Here is an 18,476-nt window from a genome sequence, read left to right on the forward strand (position 1 = left end):
AGATGCAATTTAATTCACACTTGGATGTCGTTACGTTTGGTGAAGCAATGGCAATGTTTATTGCAACGGAAACCGGGAATTTAGCTGAAGTTTCATCTTTTATGAAAAGACCTGCCGGAGCAGAATTAAATGTTGCCATAGGTTTAGCAAGACTAGGTTTTAATGTTGCTTGGATGAGCCGCATCGGTAAGGATTCATTCGGAGCATTTATTCTGGATGTATTAAAAAAAGAAAAAATTCAGACCGCACTTGTTAGTATTGATAACGAACATCCCACTGGTTTTCAATTAAAATCAAAAATAGCAGATGGCAGCGATCCCGCTATTGAATATTTTCGCAAAGGCTCTGCTGCCAGCTATCTTTCACCGATGGATTTAAATAAAACGTATTGTGCAACCGCAAAACATTTACATATTACCGGAGTTGCTGCGGCTATTTCGGAATCCTCTTACCAATTATCTGATTATTTTGCTGATTTTATGCGAAGTGAAAGAAAAACAATTTCATTTGACCCGAATTTACGCCCATCCTTATGGAAAAATACTGAGATAATGAAAGAAAGAATTAATCATCTGGCATTCAAGTCTGACTGGTTTTTACCCGGTATCAAAGAAGGTTCAATTTTAACCGGATTGCAATCGGAAAAAGATATGGCAGATTTCTACTTAGAAAAGGGTGTGAAAGCCGTTGTCATTAAATTGGGTGAAAAAGGTGCATATTTTAAACAACAAAACGGCAATGAAGGTTATGTTGAGCCATTTTTTGTAGAAAATGTTGTGGATACCGTAGGAGCCGGCGATGGTTTTGCTACTGGCGTTGTCAGTGCTTTACTGGAAGGAAAATCTTTTTATGACGCTACAGTGAGAGGCAATAAAATAGGTTCATTGGCAATTCAAGTTGCAGGCGATAGTGAAGGATTACCTACACGAGAACAGTTGGGTAACTATTAAATTCGAGGTCTCAAAATGAAAAAAAATATTGTGCTGTATAAGAAAATTCCTTTAGAACAACGTTTAAAATTACAGGATAAATTTAATGTTACTGAATTTGATGAGATCAACTCTCAGAATTATGATGAATTTATTAAAGCAATTAATAAGGCTGAAGGACTGATTGGTGCAAGTGTCAATTTACCGGAAAATATTTTAAAAAATGCACCGCACTTGAGGGCTATCTCAACGATATCTGTTGGTTATGATAATTTTGATGTGGATTATCTTACACAACGCGGTGTTCGCTTAATGCATACACCCAATGTATTGACCGATACTACAGCAGACACTATTTTTTTACTGATATTGGCAACTGCACGTAGAGCAGTAGAACTATCACTACTGATTAAAGAAGGTAATTGGAAACAAAGCATCGGGGAAGAGTATTATGGAACAGATGTTCATCATAAAACCTTAGGTATTTTAGGCATGGGACGTATAGGTCAAGCTGTTGCAAAAAGAGCATTCTGTGGTTTTGACATGAATATTTTATATACTGGCAATCGCCCGAATTCTTTAGTTGAAGAAAAATATGAAGCGAAATATTGTTCTTTAGACGAGTTATTAAAATTATCAGATTTTGTATGTATTACTTTACCTTTAACAAAAGAAACAGAAAAATTGATTACAAAAGAAAAGCTGGCATTAATGAAAAGTAATGCTATTTTGATTAATGGTGCGCGAGGTAAAATAGTCGATCAAACGGCATTAATTGAAGCATTGAAAAATGGTGTAATCCGGGCAGCCGGTTTGGATGTATTTGAGCAAGAACCTTTACCGATGGATTCTGAATTATTGCAATTGTCTAATGTTGTTTTATTGCCGCATATCGGTTCTGCGACTGAAGAAACCCGTTTGGGAATGGTTAAATGTGCGGTAGATAATTTGATTGCGGCATTAGATACGCCTCCGCCTCAAAAAAATTGGGTTAATCCGCAAGCCGAATAATATAATTCAGTAATCCATCAAAATAACATTACCCATAAAGCAAAAAGCCCTGTATAATAGTTGGGCTTTTTTCATTCGTTCTAGCGTGCGGCTAACAAAAATGATTTTTGTGAGATTATTTTTGCTAGTCGCAACGAAATGGAAAAAGCATTTATTTATCAATTTCTAAAAGAAAGGAAAATCTTGTGACTCCGATTGTAAAACAATTTAAATATGGTCAGCATACTGTGACCCTCGAAACCGGTGCGATTGCTCGTCAGGCAACTGCTGCGGTAATGGCAAGTATGGATGACACTACAGTATTTGTTACTGTGGTGGCGAAAAAAGATGTGAAAGAAGGTCAAGACTTTTTTCCATTAACCGTTAACTATCAAGAGCGTACTTACGCGGCAGGTAAAATCCCCGGCGGTTTCTTTAAACGCGAAGGTCGTCCGTCTGAAGGCGAAACGTTAATTGCCCGTTTGATCGACCGTCCTATTCGTCCGTTATTCCCGGAAGGTTTTTATAACGAAATTCAAATCGTGGCTACTGTGGTTTCTGTGAACCCACAAATCAGCCCGGATTTAGTGGCGATGATCGGTGCGTCTGCAGCACTTTCTTTATCCGGTGTGCCGTTTAACGGTCCTATCGGTGCGGCTCGTGTTGGTTTTATTAACGATCAGTTCGTATTGAACCCGACAATGGCAGAACAAAAAATCAGCCGTTTGGATTTAGTGGTTGCAGGTACGGATAAAGCCGTGTTAATGGTGGAATCTGAAGCGGACATCTTAACCGAAGAACAAATGTTGGCGGCGGTGGTATTCGGTCATCAACAACAACAAGTTGTGGTTGAGGCGATTAAAGAATTTGCCGCAGAAGCAGGTAAACCGCGTTGGGATTGGGTTGCACCTGAACCGAATACGGCATTGATCAACAAAGTGAAAACCATTGCTGAAGCTCGTTTAGGTGATGCGTATCGCATTACTGAAAAACAAGTACGTTATGAACAAATCGATGCTATCAAAGCAGATGTTATTGCACAAATTACTGCAGAAGATGAAGAAATCAGCGAAGGTAAAATCATTGATATTTTCACCGCACTTGAAAGTCAGATTGTGCGTGGTCGTATTATTGCAGGCGAACCGCGTATCGACGGCCGTACCGTTGATACTGTGCGTGCATTAGATATCTGCACCGGCGTATTGCCGCGAACTCACGGTTCTGCGATTTTCACCCGTGGTGAAACGCAAGCATTGGCGGTAGCTACATTAGGGACTGAACGCGATGCGCAAATTATCGATGAATTGACCGGTGAACGCAGCGATCATTTCTTATTCCACTACAACTTCCCTCCATATTCTGTGGGTGAAACCGGTATGATCGGTTCACCAAAACGCCGTGAAATCGGTCACGGTCGTTTAGCAAAACGCGGTGTGGCAGCTGTAATGCCGACATTGGCTGAATTTCCATACACCGTACGTGTGGTATCTGAAATCACAGAATCTAACGGTTCATCATCAATGGCTTCCGTGTGTGGTGCGTCATTGGCATTAATGGATGCCGGCGTGCCGGTGAAAGCGGCGGTTGCCGGTATCGCAATGGGCTTGGTGAAAGAAGAAGATAAATTCGTGGTGCTTTCCGATATCTTAGGTGATGAAGATCACTTAGGTGATATGGACTTTAAAGTAGCAGGTACTCGTACCGGTGTAACAGCACTACAAATGGACATCAAAATTGAAGGTATCACCGCAGAAATTATGCAAATCGCCTTGAACCAAGCAAAATCTGCCCGTATGCATATTTTAGGTGTGATGGAACAAGCGATCAGCGGTCCGCGTGCGGAAATTTCTGATTTCGCTCCGCGTATTTACACCGTGAAAATCGATCCTAAGAAAATCAAAGATGTCATCGGTAAAGGTGGTGCCGTAATTCGTGCATTGACTGAAGAAACCGGTACATCTATTGATATCGACGACGATGGTACAGTGAAAATTGCAGCGACTGACGGCAATTCTGCGAAAGCAGTAATGGCACGTATTGAAGAAATCGTGGCAGAAGTGGAAGCCGGTGCGGTGTACAAAGGTAAAGTAACCCGTATTGCGGATTTCGGTGCGTTTGTGGTGATCGTAGGTAACAAAGAAGGTTTGGTACACATTTCTCAAATCGCTGAAGAGCGCGTAGAAAAGGTATCCGACTACTTGCAAGTAGGTCAAGAAGTGATGGTGAAAGTGGTTGAAATTGACCGCCAAGGCCGTATCCGCTTGACAATGAAAGAACTTGCTCCAAAACAAGAAACAACAGAAGAAACTGCTGAAATTGAAGATTTAGCAGAATAATTTCTGAAAAACAGACCGCACTTTGCTTAAAGTGAAGTGCGGTCGATCTTTAAAGAATTTTGTCTGTCATTAATATCGTGCTTTATTAAGGCTTATAGAATGTTACAACTGAATCGGTTGTTTAATTTCTTACTGATGTGGTTGCCGGGAATGATTATTGCATTGTGCTTGTCCGCTTGCGTAAATTCGGAGCGAGTCTTTGTTGCACCAAATAAAGTCATGCTTGCTGACCAACATCCAAATACGCATTTTGAACAAGAAGTGATGATTGTTCGGATTAGTCAGGTATTACTTGTCGGACAAATGAGTAGAGATGAACGTGCAAATCTGCACTTTGAACGGGGTGTGTTATATGACAGTCTCGGTCTTTGGGCATTAGCACGTTATGATTTTACTCAGGCTTTAGCTTTGCAACCGAAAATGGTGGCAATTTATAATTATCTTGGTTTGTATCTTTTGTTAGATGAAGACTATGATGGTGCATTGGAAGCATTCAATGCCGTATTAGATATCGAACCGAGCTATGATTACACTTATTTAAACCGAGGTTTGGATTTTTATTACACCGGTCGTTATGGTTTGGCGGAAAAGGATTTTATGGCTTTTTATGAGGCTGATAAAACCGATCCGTACCGCGTGTTGTGGTTATATTTAAACGAATTTAACCAAAATCCGAGTGAAGCTAAACAAAATTTAGTCCGCAGGGCAGCAACGCTTTCTAACGACTATTGGGGAACTCAGGTTGTTCAATATTATTTGGGCAACATTTCGTTAAAACAATTATTGCAAAAAGCGGAACAGTTTGTTGATCCGTCATCCCCACAATATGCTGAAATTTTAACAGAAACTTATTTTTATCTAGCAAAACAAAAACTCAATGCAGACCAAAAAGACGAAGCAATCGCTTTGTTCCAGTTAGCAGTGGCGAATCGGGTGTATAACTTTGTTGAGTATCGTTTTGCCTTGTTTGAACTTTCAAAATTAAAAGCTCAAACTATACAGGCTGTTGTACAGGTTACTCCTGTTCAAGAAACAGAATAAACGCAACAACATTGGTTTTGTAACTGGATTTTTAACGATTTAACTAACTGAGAACGGAATGCCTTGGGCCTTTCTTTTCTCTTTTCGAGTATTATATGACAGAAACACAAATTACTTTTAGTGATTTAGGCTTGCCTGAATTTATCCTTTCCGTAGTAACCGATTTAGGATTTACCGCTCCTTCACCCATCCAACAGGCTTGTATTCCGCACCTGTTACAAGGCAATGACGTATTGGGGATGGCACAAACCGGTAGCGGTAAAACCGCAGCGTTTTCTTTACCGTTGTTGGCACAAATCGAAACCGATAAAAAACATCCGCAAATGTTGGTGATGGCACCGACTCGCGAATTAGCCATTCAAGTAGCGGATGCTTGCGAACAATTTTGTAAATATGCCAAAGGCACACGTATTGTGACCCTTTACGGCGGTCAACGTTATGACATTCAATTACGTGCTTTAAAACAAGGTGCACAAGTGGTGGTGGGAACACCGGGACGTATTTTAGACCATATTCGTCGCGGCACATTGGATCTTTCCGAATTAAAATTCATTGTATTGGATGAAGCGGACGAGATGTTACGTATGGGCTTTATTGATGATGTGGAAACCGTGATGGCGGAATTGCCTGAACAGCATCAAACCGCGTTATTTTCAGCCACCATGCCGGAACCGATTCGTCGTATTACCAAACGTTTTATGACCAACCCGCAAGAAGTGAAAATCCAATCCACACAGCGTACCGCACCGGATATCACACAAAGTTACTGGTTAGCTCAGGGTTTCCGTAAAAACGATGCTTTAGTGCGTTTCCTTGAAGTGGAAGAATTTGATGCGGCGATTATTTTCACCCGCACTAAGACCGGCACGTTGGATGTAACGGAATTATTGGAAAAACACGGTTTCAGTGCAGCGGCATTAAACGGTGATATGACTCAACAACACCGTGAACAAACCTTAGATCGGCTACGTAACGGCAGTTTAGATATCGTAGTGGCAACAGATGTGGCCGCCCGCGGTATCGATATCGAGCGTATCAGCTTAGTGGTGAACTACGATATTCCGTTAGATGCAGAAAGCTATGTGCATCGTATCGGACGTACCGGTCGTGCGGGTCGTGCAGGCAGAGCATTATTATTTGTAGAACCTCGTGAACGTCGTTTGTTACGCAATATCGAACACCTAATGAAAAAGCCGATTGATGAAGTGGATGTGCCGAATCACGTTACTTTGGAACAATGTCGTCGTTTGAAATTCCAAGCGAAAATTACCAAACAGCTGGAACACCGTGATCTGGAATTATACCGCAGCTTGTTGGAAGATATGTTTACTGCCGATCAAGATCAGGAAGACATCGCTGCGGCTATGATGATGTTGTTGCAAGGCAAGCAAAAAATGATTCTGCCGCCGGATCCGATTGTGAAAAAAGGCCGTGATCGTAATGACCGTTCAGATCGTGGCGACCGCCGTGATCGTCGTGATAACCCGCGTTCGCAAGAACGTCGCGGCTATGGTGAACCCAAATCCATGGATTTATACCGTATTGAAATCGGTCGTGCTGACGGTGTGGAAGTACGTCATATTGTGGGAGCGATTGCTAACGAAGGCGATATCAATAGCCGTTATATCGGTCATATCAAGCTCTATGATGATTATTCCACCGTCGAACTGCCACAAGGTATGCCGAAAGAAATGTTACAATTATTCGGTAAAACCCGTGTGCTAAATAAACAAATGCAAATGTCGTTTATGGGCAAAGTGCAAAGCGACAGTGGACGTGGTGAGCGTGGCAATAGTCGCGGTGACAGACGTGGCAATGATCGTGGTTTCAAACGAGATCGCAGTGAACGTAAATTTAACGAAAAAAGCAACCGCTCTTTTAACGATCGTCCTCGTGGTGATCGTAAAGAAAGACGCCCACGTGGTCGTTCATAGTTGATATGTTGTAAGGTGGGTTCTTGTTGCCCACCTTTATTTTTAGTTACTAATTATTTTAATCGTTCAAATCCTGCTTTTAAATCCGCTATTAATTCATCTACATCTTCAAATCCGATATGTACGCGAATTAATGTACCGCTTAAAGTGCGGTCGATATTCGGGCGAATTTTCGCGATTTCTTCCGGCTGATTGGACAAGATTAAGGATTCAAATCCGCCCCATGAATAAGCCATCGTGAACAGTTTAAAATGATCCATAAAGTTTGCCAGTTGTTCATTGGTGAGTCGTTGAGTTAACTCAAATGAGAACAAGCCTGCAGAACCGGTGAAGTCCCGTTTGAAAAATTCGTGTCCCGGGCAGCTTGGCAGAGCAGGGTGATACACGGCTTTCACTTCGGGTTGTTGAGCTAGCCAGTTTGCCACTTTAATGCTGCTGACTTCATGTTGTTTGAAACGCACACCCAGCGTGCGGATGCCGCGCGCTGTAGTATAAGCGGTGTCGGCATCCACCATTTGCCCCATTAAATAAGAATGTTCGCGTAGTTGATCCCAACAACGGGCATTAGAGACTGCCGTGCCGATCATCGCATCGGAATGACCTACCAGATATTTAGTTCCGGCTTGAATAGAAATATCAATGCCCTGTTCTAAGGCTTTAAATAAAATACCGCCCGCCCAAGTATTATCAATCATAATCACAATATCCGGATTTTTAGCTCGTGAGGCTTGTACAATAGCGGGAATATCCGGTACTTCCATGGTGAGCGAACTTGGTGATTCTAAGAATAATACTTTCGTATTCGGCCGAATGAGTTCGGCGATTTCAGCCCCTTTCATCGGATCGTAATAAGTGGTTTCAATTTGTAATTTTTTTAAAACTGTATTGCAAAAATCCTGTGTAGGTTCATAAGCAGCTCCGCTCATTAAAACATGATCGCCGGATTGCACAAAAGAAAAAATTGCATTAGTGACGGCGGCGGCTCCGCACGGATAGAGATAGCAACCTGCACCACCTTCGATTTCACACATTAAGTCTTGCAAGGCAAAGTGGGTAAGCGTGCCGCGACGACCATAGAATAACTCGCCTTTATAGCGATTAATAGCGGCTTGTTTTTTATCCGCCATGCTGTCAAATATTAAAGAAGAAGCTCGTTGAATCACAGGATTGACGGCTCCTTGAGATACCCGCTTATTACGTCCGGTGTGTACAAGTGCGGTAGAAAGATTTTGTTTTTTATTAGTCATAGTAGTCCTTTAATATCTTAGATTAAAATGATTAATTTGATAGATAAAACCAACTATCTAATATTACTCTTTTTTTTTAGAATACACAGTACAAATTTTATATTTACTCAACAATAAGGAAAAATGAAATGGTATTAGTAACTCGTCAAGCTCCTGATTTTAACGCGGCAGCAGTATTAGGTAACGGTGAAATCGTTGATAATTTCAATTTCAAACAACACATCGCAGGTAAAGCAGCAGTCGTTTTTTTCTACCCGTTAGACTTCACTTTCGTTTGTCCGTCTGAATTAATCGCATTCGACCATCGTTATGCTGAATTCCAAAAACGTGGCGTTGAAGTGGTTGGTGTATCTATTGATTCTCAATATACGCACAATGCATGGCGTAAAACTCCGGTTGACCAAGGTGGTATTGGTGAAGTGAAATATGCATTAGTGGCAGATACCAAACACGAAATCGCACAAGCATACGGCATTGAACACCCGGAAGCCGGTGTTGCATTACGCGCTTCATTCTTGATCGATGCAAACGGTGTAGTGCGTCATCAAATTGTCAATGACCTTCCGTTGGGTCGTAATATTGATGAAATGTTACGTATGGTTGATGCATTACAATTCCATGAAGAACACGGTGAAGTTTGCCCTGCACAATGGGAAAAAGGTAAAGAAGGTATGAAAGACAACCCGGAAGGCGTTGCAAAATATCTTAAACAAAACGCAGATAAATTATAATTATATTCAATCTGTTTGGTTATTTATATGCCACGTGAAAGCGTGGCTTTTTTATGAATAAAATTCGGGATGATAGTAGATCTAAGAAAATTATGGATACAAAAAATGGCAGATTGTCCTGCCATTTTTCTTATAATGCTAATTATTACCAACCTTTTTGTCTGGTATGCCTTTATTCTTCATATGATTCCGCATTAAAACGTTCAATTCGACCACCTAAGCCACGTAGTTTTTCTTCGATACGTTCATAACCACGGTCAATGTGGTAGATTCGATCTACAATGGTTTCACCGGAAGCAATGCAACCGGCTAATACAAGGCTTGCGGAAGCTCGTAGATCCGTTGCCATTACTTCTGCGGCACAAAGATGTTCTACGCCATGACAAATAGCCGTGTTACCTTCGATTTCAGCTTTACCGCCCATACGGATTAGTTCCGGGATGTGCATAAAACGATTTTCAAAAATGGTTTCAGTAATAATACTTGTGCCTTCAGCCACCATGTTCAGCAATGTGAATTGAGCCTGCATATCTGTCGGGAACGCTGGATAAGGAGCCGTGCGGATATTCACTGCTTTCGGACGATTACCGAACATATCTAGAGTAATGGTATCTTCGGTCACATCAATTTGTGCACCGGCTTCACGCAATTTATCCAATACGGCATCAAGTGTATTCGCTTTGGTTCCTTTACAGGTAACGCGACCGCCGGAAATTGCACCGGCAATGAGAAACGTACCGGTTTCAATACGGTCGGGAACGATATGATGCTCACAACCGCTTAAATGTTCCACACCTTCAATAGTAATCATATCGGAACCCGCACCAGTGATTTTGGCACCCATTTTATTTAAGAATAGTGCGGTATCAGCGATTTCCGGTTCGCGTGCCGCGTTTTCAATGGTGGTTGTACCTTTAGCAAGAGTTGCCGCAATCATTACAGAAAGGGTTGCACCTACACTGACTTTTTCCATCACTAAATGAGTAGCGACTAAACGGTTTCTCACTTGTGCTTTAACATAACCGTCTTCTAACGTGATTGTTGCCCCCATTTTTTCTAAACCATTGATATGCATATCCACTGGTCTGGCTCCGATAGAACAACCGCCCGGTAATGATACCTGACCTTGATTAAAACGGGCTACTAACGGTGCTAATGCCCAAATAGAAGCACGCATGGTTTTCACTAATTCATAAGGAGCAACAAAGTGATCGATTTTTGAAGCATCTAAATGAACCGTACCTTGTTCGTCACGTTCAACTACAACACCCAGTTTACGTAGAATTTTAAATGTAGTATCAATGTCTTTTAATTTTGGTACATTGGTTAATGTTACCGGTTTTTCTGCTAAAATAGCGGCAAATAAAATCGGTAAAGCTGCATTTTTTGCACCGGAAATTTGCACTTCGCCTTTTAGCGTACATTGACCGTAAACTCGAAATTTTTCCATTATAGTTTCCTTGATATTTAATTAATTCGGCATATTAAATAGACGTTCGCGTTTCCATTTATCAACAGTAAAGGTTTTAATGGTTAACGCATGAATTTCGTTACTGGCGATATGCTCCATTAGCGGCGCATAGATCATTTGTTGTTGTTTTACTTTGGATAATGCGGCAAAGGCATCGCTCACGGCAATTACACCGAAATGGGAATTTTCACCTTGCACATATACTTCATCAAGCTCTAAAGCATCTTTTAAAATTTGTTCTATTTGTTGCGGTTCCATTGAAATAAATTTCCCAGGTAATGTTGTTAATGACATAAAAAGGTATTGAACCAATCGGATAAACCGAATAAATCCGCCAATGTGGTGATTTGTTCCGGAATATGAATAAGTCGAACGGATTCAGCTTGTTGTTTGGATATATTTAATAATTCACAAAGTAAAGCAAAACCGGTCGAATCAATGCGTTCTAAATTTGATAGATCCCAAACTAAATTTTGTTTATTGATTTTTTCGGCGGATAAAAAAGTACGTTGTTGCACTGCTTGCGACAGGGCAGACAACGTATGACGAGATAATTCTCCGGCAAGGCGGAGAATTTGTTTATCTTGCTCTTGAACCACTGTCCAATTCAGTGATTGTATTGTTTCATTGACCATTATTTACTCAAAGTAATCGGTTGATTTGCCGCTTGTTGGATTTGAGCGGTTAGTGCATCAATACCTTTGTTACGCAAAGTTGATGCCCATTCGTTTTGTTTGGTGACAACCATACTCACGCCTTCAGCTGCCATATCATAAACCTGCCATTCACCGGTTTTGCTGTTTTTACGCCAAGAAAAATCCAGCTTGGTTGGTGTTTGATTGTTTTGAATTAAATTGACACGTACTTTCACAATAGTTTTATCGCCGACATCTTTAGCTTTTTCAATTTCGATGTTTTGATCGGAATATAGTGTTAATGCCTGAGCATAAGCCTGTTCAATGAAACTGCCGAAAGCACTAAAGAATTTTGTACGTTGTTCCGGTGTAGTAGATTTGAACTGCGTACCCAATACTAAAGAACCTGCATAGTTTACGTGTACATAAGGCATTAAATCATTACGTACGATGGTTTTTAAATAGTTTGGATCTTGCTTGATCTTGCTTTGGTTATTTTTAATATCCGCAAATAGTCGATCAGAAGCCTGTTGCATTAATATATATGGGCTTTCACCGGCAGCCATCGCCTGCACGACAAAAAGTGCGGTCATTATTATAACAGTTTTTGCTAACCAATTTTTTATATTAAGTTTTAACATTGAGATTCTCCAAATTGAATATTACTTTCCTAAGTCGAATTATTTTGATTCAGCGGCAGCATCGTTGCTTTCAGCCGAGTCATCTTTTTTCTCTTTATCACCGTATAAGAATTGGCCGATAAGATCTTCAAGCACCATTGCAGATTTGGTATCTTCAATTTTAGCTCCTTCTTTTAACATTTCTACGGTTTCGCCGTCATCAAAGCCGATATTCAACGAAATATATTGTTCGCCTAATAGACCGGATGTTTTGATGGATAAAGAACTCGTATCGGGAATTTTATTATATTCCGCATTAATGGCAATCGTGACTTTTGGCAAGTAGTTTTTTTCGTCTAAAGTAATATCTGCTACACGACCGATTACCACACCACCGATTTTTAATGGGGCACGTACTTTTAGTCCACCGATATTGTCAAAAGTTGCAGTGACATAGTAAGATTTTGTTTCACTAAAACCTTGCACGTTGGCTACTTTCAACCCTAAGAACACTAATGCTCCAATACCGAGCAATAAAAATAACCCAACCCAAAATTCATATTTAATTGTTTGTCGCATAAAATTTTCCTAATAATTTTTCTTTTAACCGCCAAACATCATTGCAGTTAAAACAAAATCTAATCCTAACACCAATAATGATGCATTTACCACGGTTCTGGTGGTGGCTTTGCTGATACCTTCCGATGTAGGCACGGCATCATAACCGTTAAATAACGCTACCCATACCACTACAATGGCAAAGCATAGGCTCTTAATAAACGCATAAAAAATATCGGTTTTCCAGCTTACTGAATTTTGCATGACCGACCAGAAACTGCCGTCATCCACACCTTTCCAATCTACGCCTACCAATGAACCGCCCCAAATACCGATAGCCGTAAAAATGAAAGCAAGAATCGGCATTGTGATAACTCCGGCCCAAAAGCGGGGAGCGATCACACGACGTAGCGGATCTACCGCCATCATTTCTAAACTTGAAAGTTGTTCCGTAGCTTTCATTAAACCGATTTCGGCAGTCAACGCAGAACCGGCACGACCCGCAAATAAAAGTGCGGTCACAACCGGGCCTAATTCACGCAATAGCGATAACGCCACAAGTTGCCCTAAGCTGGTCTCGGCGGAAAAATCCACCAACACAACATAGCCTTGCAAACCCAGCACCATACCGATAAACAATCCTGACAGCATAATAATCAACAAGGATTGCACACCTAGCACATGCATTTGTTTAACCAACAATGGGAAGTGTTTGCGAATTTGCGGTTTGCCCACTAATGCCCCAAACAGCATAAAACCTGCTCGTCCAAGTGCTTGCAAATAGCGGATTGCACTGCTTCCCAAGGCGGAAATAAAATTCACTATCATGAAAACAATTCCCCGATATAATCTTTCGCCGGATAGTGGAAATGTACCGGCCCATCCGCTTCACCGTTTAAGAATTGTACCACTTGCGGATCTTGGCTTTGCAACAATTGCTCGGCGGTGCCTTCGGCGATAACGCGTTTATCCGCAACAATATAGGCATAATCGGCAATGCTCAGCACTTCCGTTACATCGTGGGAAACCACCACTGATGTGAGTTGCAACGCATTATTCAAGCGTTTGATTAAATCCACAATCACGCCCATGCTAATGGGATCTTGTCCGGTAAACGGCTCGTCATACATAATTAAATCCGGATCTAACGCAATGGCACGAGCCAAGGCGGCACGTCTTGCCATCCCGCCGGACAGTTCGGAGGGCATTAATTCCGCCGCACCGCGTAAACCTACCGCTTCCAGTTTCATTAATACCACTTTGCGGATCAGATTTTCTGATAAATTCGTATGTTCACGAATAGGAAACGCCACATTGTCAAAGGTGGAAATATCCGTAAATAATGCTCCTGACTGGAATAACATCCCCATTCGCTGACGGGCTTTGTATAACGTCGAATTAGACATTGAACAAATATCTTGTCCGTCAAATAAAATCTCACCTTGCTCTGGTTGCAGTTGCCCCCCGATTAGCTTTAACAACGTGGTTTTACCAATCCCCGAAGGTCCCATAATTGCAGTCACTTTACCGCGTTTTACCTTCAGATTCAGATTGTCGTAAATAATTCTCGAACCCCGTTTAAAAGTGAGATTTTTCACTTCAATTAAGTTCTCACTCATAAAAATCCTATTGTTTATAAAATAAGTGCGAATAGTCCACTAATTTGGCAGCAAAGTCAAATTTTAGTTCCCGGTTTATGATGATTTTTTCATAAGTTTTACTGTTAACAAATGGGATTTGAGCTGACGAAATCAAATTAAAAAAGCAAATAAATTTTTATGTTTACAGATTTTTTGCAACTTTTTTATCAAAAATTTGCACTAGATCGCAAAATTGAACTTTTGTATTTGATATTCTTGATCAGGCATTTTAGAATCTACCTAGTTTAAGTTAATTTCTATCATTTAAGGAGTATCTATGAAAGTAGCAGTATTGGGTGCCGCAGGTGGTATCGGTCAAGCGTTATCATTATTATTGAAGTTGCAATTACCGGCAGGCAGCGAATTATCATTATATGATGTGGCTCCGGTTACACCGGGCGTGGCAAAAGATGTCAGCCATATTCCGACAGCAATTAAAGTAGAAGGTTTTACCGGTGATGATCCGACTCCGGCATTGCAGGGGGCGGATTTAGTGTTGATCCCGGCGGGTGTAGCACGTAAACCGGGTATGGATCGTTCCGATTTATTCAATATTAATGCAGGCATTGTGCGTAATTTAGTGGAAAAAATTGCGGCAACCTGCCCGAAAGCCTGTATCGGTATTATCACGAATCCGGTGAATACTACCGTGGCTATCGCGGCTGAAACATTGAAAAAAGCCGGTGTGTATGACAAACGTAAATTATTTGGTGTCACCACCTTAGATGTGTTACGTTCCGAGGCGTTTATTGCGGAATTAAAAGGTTTGGATGTGGATAATATCAGCGTGCCGGTTATCGGCGGTCACTCCGGCGTAACTATTTTGCCGTTGCTTTCTCAGGTTCAATATGCAGAATGGAATGCAGATGAAATCTCACCGTTGACCAAACGTATTCAAAATGCCGGTACAGAAGTGGTTGAAGCAAAAGCGGGCGGCGGATCTGCAACCCTGTCAATGGCTCAGGCTGCCGCCCGTTTTGCCCGTGCGGTCTTAAAAGGCTTAAACGGCGAAATATCGGTGATTTGCACCTATGTGGAAGGTGACGGCAAATATGCCCGTTTCTTTGCTCAACCGGTACGTTTAGGCAAAGACGGAGTAGAAGAATTACTACCAATCGGTCAGTTATCACAATTTGAACAAGAAGCCTTAGAAGGAATGTTGCCGACTTTACGTGCGGACATTGAATTAGGCGAAAAATTTGTGAACGGTTAATATTTATTGTTCCTGCAAAAGAGCGGTCGGTTTTGGCCGCTTTTTTATTTTTGGTTGCACTGGCAAAAATTTCCGTTAAAATAACCGCACTTTATTTTTATTAACACAAATGGAAGAGAACTATGTTTGGAAAAGGCGGTCTGGGCGGTTTAATGAAACAAGCTCAGCAAATGCAAGAACGTATGCAAAAAATGCAAGAAGAAATTGCACAATTGGAAGTCACCGGTGAATCCGGTGCCGGCTTGGTGAAAGTGACAATTAACGGGGCTCATAACTGCCGTCGTATTGAAATCGATCCTTCTTTAATGGAAGACGATAAAGAAATGGTAGAAGATTTAGTTGCCGCCGCATTTAACGATGCCTTGCGTCGTGCGGAAGAATTGCAAAAAGAAAAAATGTCATCCGTTACCGCCGGTATGCCATTACCGCCGGGATTTAAAATGCCGTTTTAATTTAAACCACATCACTCGGGCACCATCATATGGTGTCCTACATTATTATGCAAACCAGTCCACTTTTAGAAAATCTTATTGAAGCGTTACGCTGTTTACCGGGCGTGGGGCCGAAATCAGCACAACGAATGGCATATCAACTATTACAACGTGATCGCAATGGCGGTATGAATTTGGCTCGTGCCTTAACGGATGCGATGTCAAAAATCGGTCATTGCGAACAATGCCGCACTTTTACCGAAGAAGATGTTTGTACCATTTGCAATAATCCACGTCGTCAAAACAGCAAATTGCTTTGCGTTGTGGAAATGCCTGCTGATATTCAGGCTATTGAACAAACCGGGCAATTTTCCGGTCGTTATTTTGTACTAATGGGGCATTTATCGCCGTTAGATGGCATAGGTCCAAGGGAAATCGGCTTGGATCAGTTACAACAACGCCTGGAAACGGAAGATTTCAATGAAGTAATTTTAGCAACTAATCCCACTGTTGAAGGTGATGCCACAGCAAACTATATCGCTGAAATCTGTTTACAAAATAATATTAATGTCAGCCGTATTGCTCATGGTATTCCGGTAGGCGGTGAGCTGGAAATGGTGGATGGCACTACGTTGACTCATTCGTTTTTAGGGCGGCGGAGTTTGGGATAGCTCGGTAAATAAATTGCTTATGTTTTACAATTTAAACATAAATAAGAGAATGACGATGGCAAATTTATATTCTGCTTTTAACGGTTAGTCGTAGAGAAAATAGTGAAGTTTATAATGTAGCTCAAGCCAAAGTATAAAAAATAACGACTATTCTGCATATTTCGCTTTCATTTCCTCAATTACCCGCGCTCGACGGCGGTTTAATTCATCCCGAATGCCTTTTTGTTGGAATCCGTCGGCGATCACCTGTTGCACATCCACGGCATTAGCGACGAGATAGCATTGCCAGAGATAATCGTGCTGCGGATAATCTTTTTGTTCAAATCCTGTGCGACCGCGGGTGTCAGCCAAGCAGACCAGCATTAATTCTTGAAAACGTTGGGGTTTTCGCCATACATCTAAACTGTTAAACAGATTCAACACCGTTTTCGGTCGCAGTTCAAAGGCCTTGTGAATGTGCGTGTGATATTTGCACGTCAGTAAGGCTAACTCTTTTATATAAGTAGGTACTTTTAAGCGATTGCTTAAATGGCGGGTAGGAACGATGCCTCGTTGTTCGTGACCGTAGTGGTGGGGCAGAATATCTTTAGGCGTTAAGCTTTTACCGAGATCGTGGCAAATTGCCGCAAAACGTACCGCACTTTTGTGAAAATCCGTTTGTTCTGTGAGCAATACGGATTGTTGCAATACCAACATTGTGTGAACAAAGCTATCTACTTCGGGGTGATGCTTGACAGGATTTGGCACGCCGTATAGCCGATCAATTTCCGGCATCAGCACATTTAATGCACCTACTTTACGCAAGGTTTCAAAATATACTTCAGGATGTTGCTCATTCAGGGCTTTTTCCGTTTCCAACCAAACCCGCTCGGCGGTAAGGTATGCTAATTCACCGGATTGACTGATGGTTTGCATTAATTGTAATGTTTCCGGTGCAATGGTAAATCCTTGCGGATAAAAACGGGCGGCAAATCGTGCTACACGTAATACGCGCAACGGATCTTCAATAAAGGCATCTGAAATATGGCGTAAAATGCGGTTGTTGAGATCTGCAATGCCGCCGTAAGGATCAATAAAATTGCCTTGTTCGTCTTGTGCAATGGCATTAATGGTAAGATCGCGTCGGATCAAATCGTCTTCCAGCGTTACATCAGGGGAAAATTCGCAAATAAAACCGGTGTAACCTGAGCCGTTTTTCCGTTCTGTGCGGGCAAGAGCATATTCTTCTTTCGTGTTTGGATTGAGAAAAACCGGAAAATTTTTGCCTACTTGTTGATAACCTGCGGCAAGTAAATCGTTAGTGGTTGCACCGACAACGACCCAATCACGATCTTTCACCGGCAAGCCGAGCAGTGCATCCCGTACCGCTCCGCCCACTAAATAGACTTGATATTCAGCCACTGATATTTATGCCCAACCGTTATTGCGACGGCGTTTTGGTAGAATTAACGGAATGATTAAGCCGAGCAGTAAACCCGCACCTAATACCGCGCCGCCGTAAATGAACCAGCGGATTACGATTTCCCGTTTATCGGCATCCAACATTGCTTCCAAATCACGGTTTTTGTTTTTCAAGATTTCTAATTCCCGTTTTAATTGAGAATTTTGTTCTAATAATTCGCTGCTTTGTTGTTCTGATTGTTTGGTGCGACGCTGCATTTCATTGGTGCGTTGCTGCCAATCCGCATCAATTTTGCTGAGCTTTAAACTTAATTCTTGTACTTGATTACGCAAGCGGGGATTTTCTATTTTACTGCTTGGTGTATCACTTAATTCGCTATTTAAAATCCAGGCTTCACGGTTACGATCGTCGCGGATTAAACTATAACGTTCACGTTTTTCCAGCACGGTTACAGCAGTGCCGGATTGAATTGCACCGGCAATCTTAAAATTATCGCCCGCACCTTTGCGTAAATAGGTGTTGAGATTTTCCGTCACATATTTTGTTTCAGCAGCTTGTACCGTTTGAACGGAAAGTGCGAAAGCCGCACAAGAAAATAAGATTTTAGCTAATTTTTGCATTAAGATT

19 protein-coding genes are annotated in these 18,476 nt (G+C 41.5%); 9 read left to right on the forward strand and 10 right to left on the reverse strand.

What is annotated here, in order from left to right; genetic code table 11:
* The first annotated feature begins 2 nt into the window (after positions 1 to 2).
* The 5 genes from EDC44_RS04940 (at position 3) to EDC44_RS04960 (ending at position 7,230) form a co-directional block, all read left to right on the forward strand.
* Complete coding sequence (locus EDC44_RS04940; RefSeq protein ID WP_131975967.1) at positions 3 to 950, forward strand: sugar kinase; 948 nt, start codon at positions 3 to 5, stop codon at positions 948 to 950.
* Positions 951 to 965: 15 nt separating this feature from the next.
* Entirely contained in the window at positions 966 to 1,940 is a 975-nt protein-coding gene (locus tag EDC44_RS04945; RefSeq protein WP_131975969.1) for an NAD(P)-dependent oxidoreductase, read from the forward strand.
* Positions 1,941 to 2,125: 185 nt separating this feature from the next.
* Positions 2,126 to 4,255, forward strand: coding sequence for a polyribonucleotide nucleotidyltransferase (gene pnp, locus EDC44_RS04950; RefSeq protein WP_131975971.1), 2,130 nt, complete (start codon positions 2,126 to 2,128; stop codon positions 4,253 to 4,255).
* A gap of 99 nt (positions 4,256 to 4,354) precedes the next feature.
* Positions 4,355 to 5,296 carry a lipoprotein NlpI gene (gene nlpI / locus EDC44_RS04955; protein ID WP_131975973.1) on the forward strand — a complete coding sequence of 314 codons (942 nt, stop codon included), beginning with the start codon at positions 4,355 to 4,357 and terminating at the stop codon, positions 5,294 to 5,296.
* 95 nt (positions 5,297 to 5,391) lie between these two features.
* Positions 5,392 to 7,230 carry a DEAD/DEAH box helicase gene (locus tag EDC44_RS04960; protein ID WP_131975975.1) on the forward strand — a complete coding sequence of 613 codons (1,839 nt, stop codon included), beginning with the start codon at positions 5,392 to 5,394 and terminating at the stop codon, positions 7,228 to 7,230.
* A gap of 53 nt (positions 7,231 to 7,283) precedes the next feature.
* Here EDC44_RS04960 and metC read toward each other — a convergent pair whose 3' ends face one another.
* Positions 7,284 to 8,477 carry a cystathionine beta-lyase gene (gene metC, locus EDC44_RS04965; protein ID WP_131975977.1) on the reverse strand — a complete coding sequence of 398 codons (1,194 nt, stop codon included), beginning with the start codon at positions 8,475 to 8,477 and terminating at the stop codon, positions 7,284 to 7,286.
* A gap of 128 nt (positions 8,478 to 8,605) precedes the next feature.
* Between metC and EDC44_RS04970 the strand changes: the two genes are divergently transcribed.
* Positions 8,606 to 9,208 carry a peroxiredoxin C gene (locus EDC44_RS04970; RefSeq protein ID WP_131975979.1) on the forward strand — a complete coding sequence of 201 codons (603 nt, stop codon included), beginning with the start codon at positions 8,606 to 8,608 and terminating at the stop codon, positions 9,206 to 9,208.
* A 172-nt stretch (positions 9,209 to 9,380) separates the two neighbouring features.
* On the opposite strand, the gene murA is transcribed toward EDC44_RS04970, so the two are convergent.
* Genes murA through mlaF form a run of 7 tightly spaced genes read right to left on the reverse strand, consistent with a single transcriptional unit; the run spans position 9,381 to position 14,111 of the window.
* Positions 9,381 to 10,658 (reverse strand): UDP-N-acetylglucosamine 1-carboxyvinyltransferase, encoded by a 1,278-nt coding sequence (gene murA, locus EDC44_RS04975; RefSeq protein ID WP_131975981.1) that lies wholly within the window; start codon positions 10,656 to 10,658, stop codon positions 9,381 to 9,383.
* Positions 10,659 to 10,679: 21 nt separating this feature from the next.
* Entirely contained in the window at positions 10,680 to 10,937 is a 258-nt protein-coding gene (locus tag EDC44_RS04980) for a BolA family protein (RefSeq protein WP_131975983.1), read from the reverse strand.
* A gap of 26 nt (positions 10,938 to 10,963) precedes the next feature.
* A complete protein-coding gene (locus EDC44_RS04985) occupies positions 10,964 to 11,314 on the reverse strand; it encodes an STAS domain-containing protein (RefSeq protein ID WP_131975985.1) in 351 nt (116 codons plus the stop codon).
* Positions 11,314 to 11,955: a phospholipid-binding protein MlaC gene (mlaC, locus tag EDC44_RS04990; RefSeq protein ID WP_131975987.1), complete on the reverse strand. Its 642-nt coding sequence runs from the start codon at positions 11,953 to 11,955 to the stop codon at positions 11,314 to 11,316. Before mlaC ends, EDC44_RS04985 begins: the two co-directional genes overlap by 1 nt.
* Positions 11,956 to 11,994: 39 nt before the next feature.
* Complete coding sequence (gene mlaD, locus EDC44_RS04995) at positions 11,995 to 12,513, reverse strand: outer membrane lipid asymmetry maintenance protein MlaD (RefSeq protein WP_131975989.1); 519 nt, start codon at positions 12,511 to 12,513, stop codon at positions 11,995 to 11,997.
* 24 nt (positions 12,514 to 12,537) lie between these two features.
* On the reverse strand, positions 12,538 to 13,320 hold the full coding sequence (gene mlaE / locus EDC44_RS05000) for a lipid asymmetry maintenance ABC transporter permease subunit MlaE (RefSeq protein WP_131975991.1): 783 nt from the start codon (positions 13,318 to 13,320) through the stop codon (positions 12,538 to 12,540).
* Complete coding sequence (gene mlaF, locus EDC44_RS05005; protein ID WP_131975993.1) at positions 13,317 to 14,111, reverse strand: phospholipid ABC transporter ATP-binding protein MlaF; 795 nt, start codon at positions 14,109 to 14,111, stop codon at positions 13,317 to 13,319. Before mlaF ends, mlaE begins: the two co-directional genes overlap by 4 nt.
* A 298-nt stretch (positions 14,112 to 14,409) precedes the next feature.
* On the opposite strand from mlaF, the gene mdh reads away from it, so the two are divergent.
* From mdh to recR, 3 genes are all read left to right on the forward strand, one after another.
* On the forward strand, positions 14,410 to 15,345 hold the full coding sequence (gene mdh, locus EDC44_RS05010; protein WP_131975995.1) for a malate dehydrogenase: 936 nt from the start codon (positions 14,410 to 14,412) through the stop codon (positions 15,343 to 15,345).
* Between the two features lie 122 nt (positions 15,346 to 15,467).
* Positions 15,468 to 15,797 (forward strand): YbaB/EbfC family nucleoid-associated protein, encoded by a 330-nt coding sequence (locus EDC44_RS05015; RefSeq protein WP_131975997.1) that lies wholly within the window; start codon positions 15,468 to 15,470, stop codon positions 15,795 to 15,797.
* 47 nt (positions 15,798 to 15,844) lie between these two features.
* On the forward strand, positions 15,845 to 16,447 hold the full coding sequence (recR, locus tag EDC44_RS05020; protein ID WP_131975999.1) for a recombination mediator RecR: 603 nt from the start codon (positions 15,845 to 15,847) through the stop codon (positions 16,445 to 16,447).
* 147 nt (positions 16,448 to 16,594) lie between these two features.
* Here the strand turns inward: recR and EDC44_RS05025 are convergent, their stop codons facing one another.
* Both EDC44_RS05025 and EDC44_RS05030 read right to left on the reverse strand, forming a co-directional pair.
* Positions 16,595 to 17,848 carry a multifunctional CCA addition/repair protein gene (locus EDC44_RS05025; protein WP_131976001.1) on the reverse strand — a complete coding sequence of 418 codons (1,254 nt, stop codon included), beginning with the start codon at positions 17,846 to 17,848 and terminating at the stop codon, positions 16,595 to 16,597.
* 6 nt (positions 17,849 to 17,854) lie between these two features.
* A complete protein-coding gene (locus EDC44_RS05030) occupies positions 17,855 to 18,469 on the reverse strand; it encodes a TIGR04211 family SH3 domain-containing protein (RefSeq protein WP_131976003.1) in 615 nt (204 codons plus the stop codon).
* Positions 18,470 to 18,476 lie beyond the last annotated feature (7 nt).

Origin of the sequence: Cricetibacter osteomyelitidis (assembly GCF_004340985.1) — a bacterium.
Lineage (GTDB): Bacteria > Pseudomonadota > Gammaproteobacteria > Enterobacterales > Pasteurellaceae > Cricetibacter > Cricetibacter osteomyelitidis.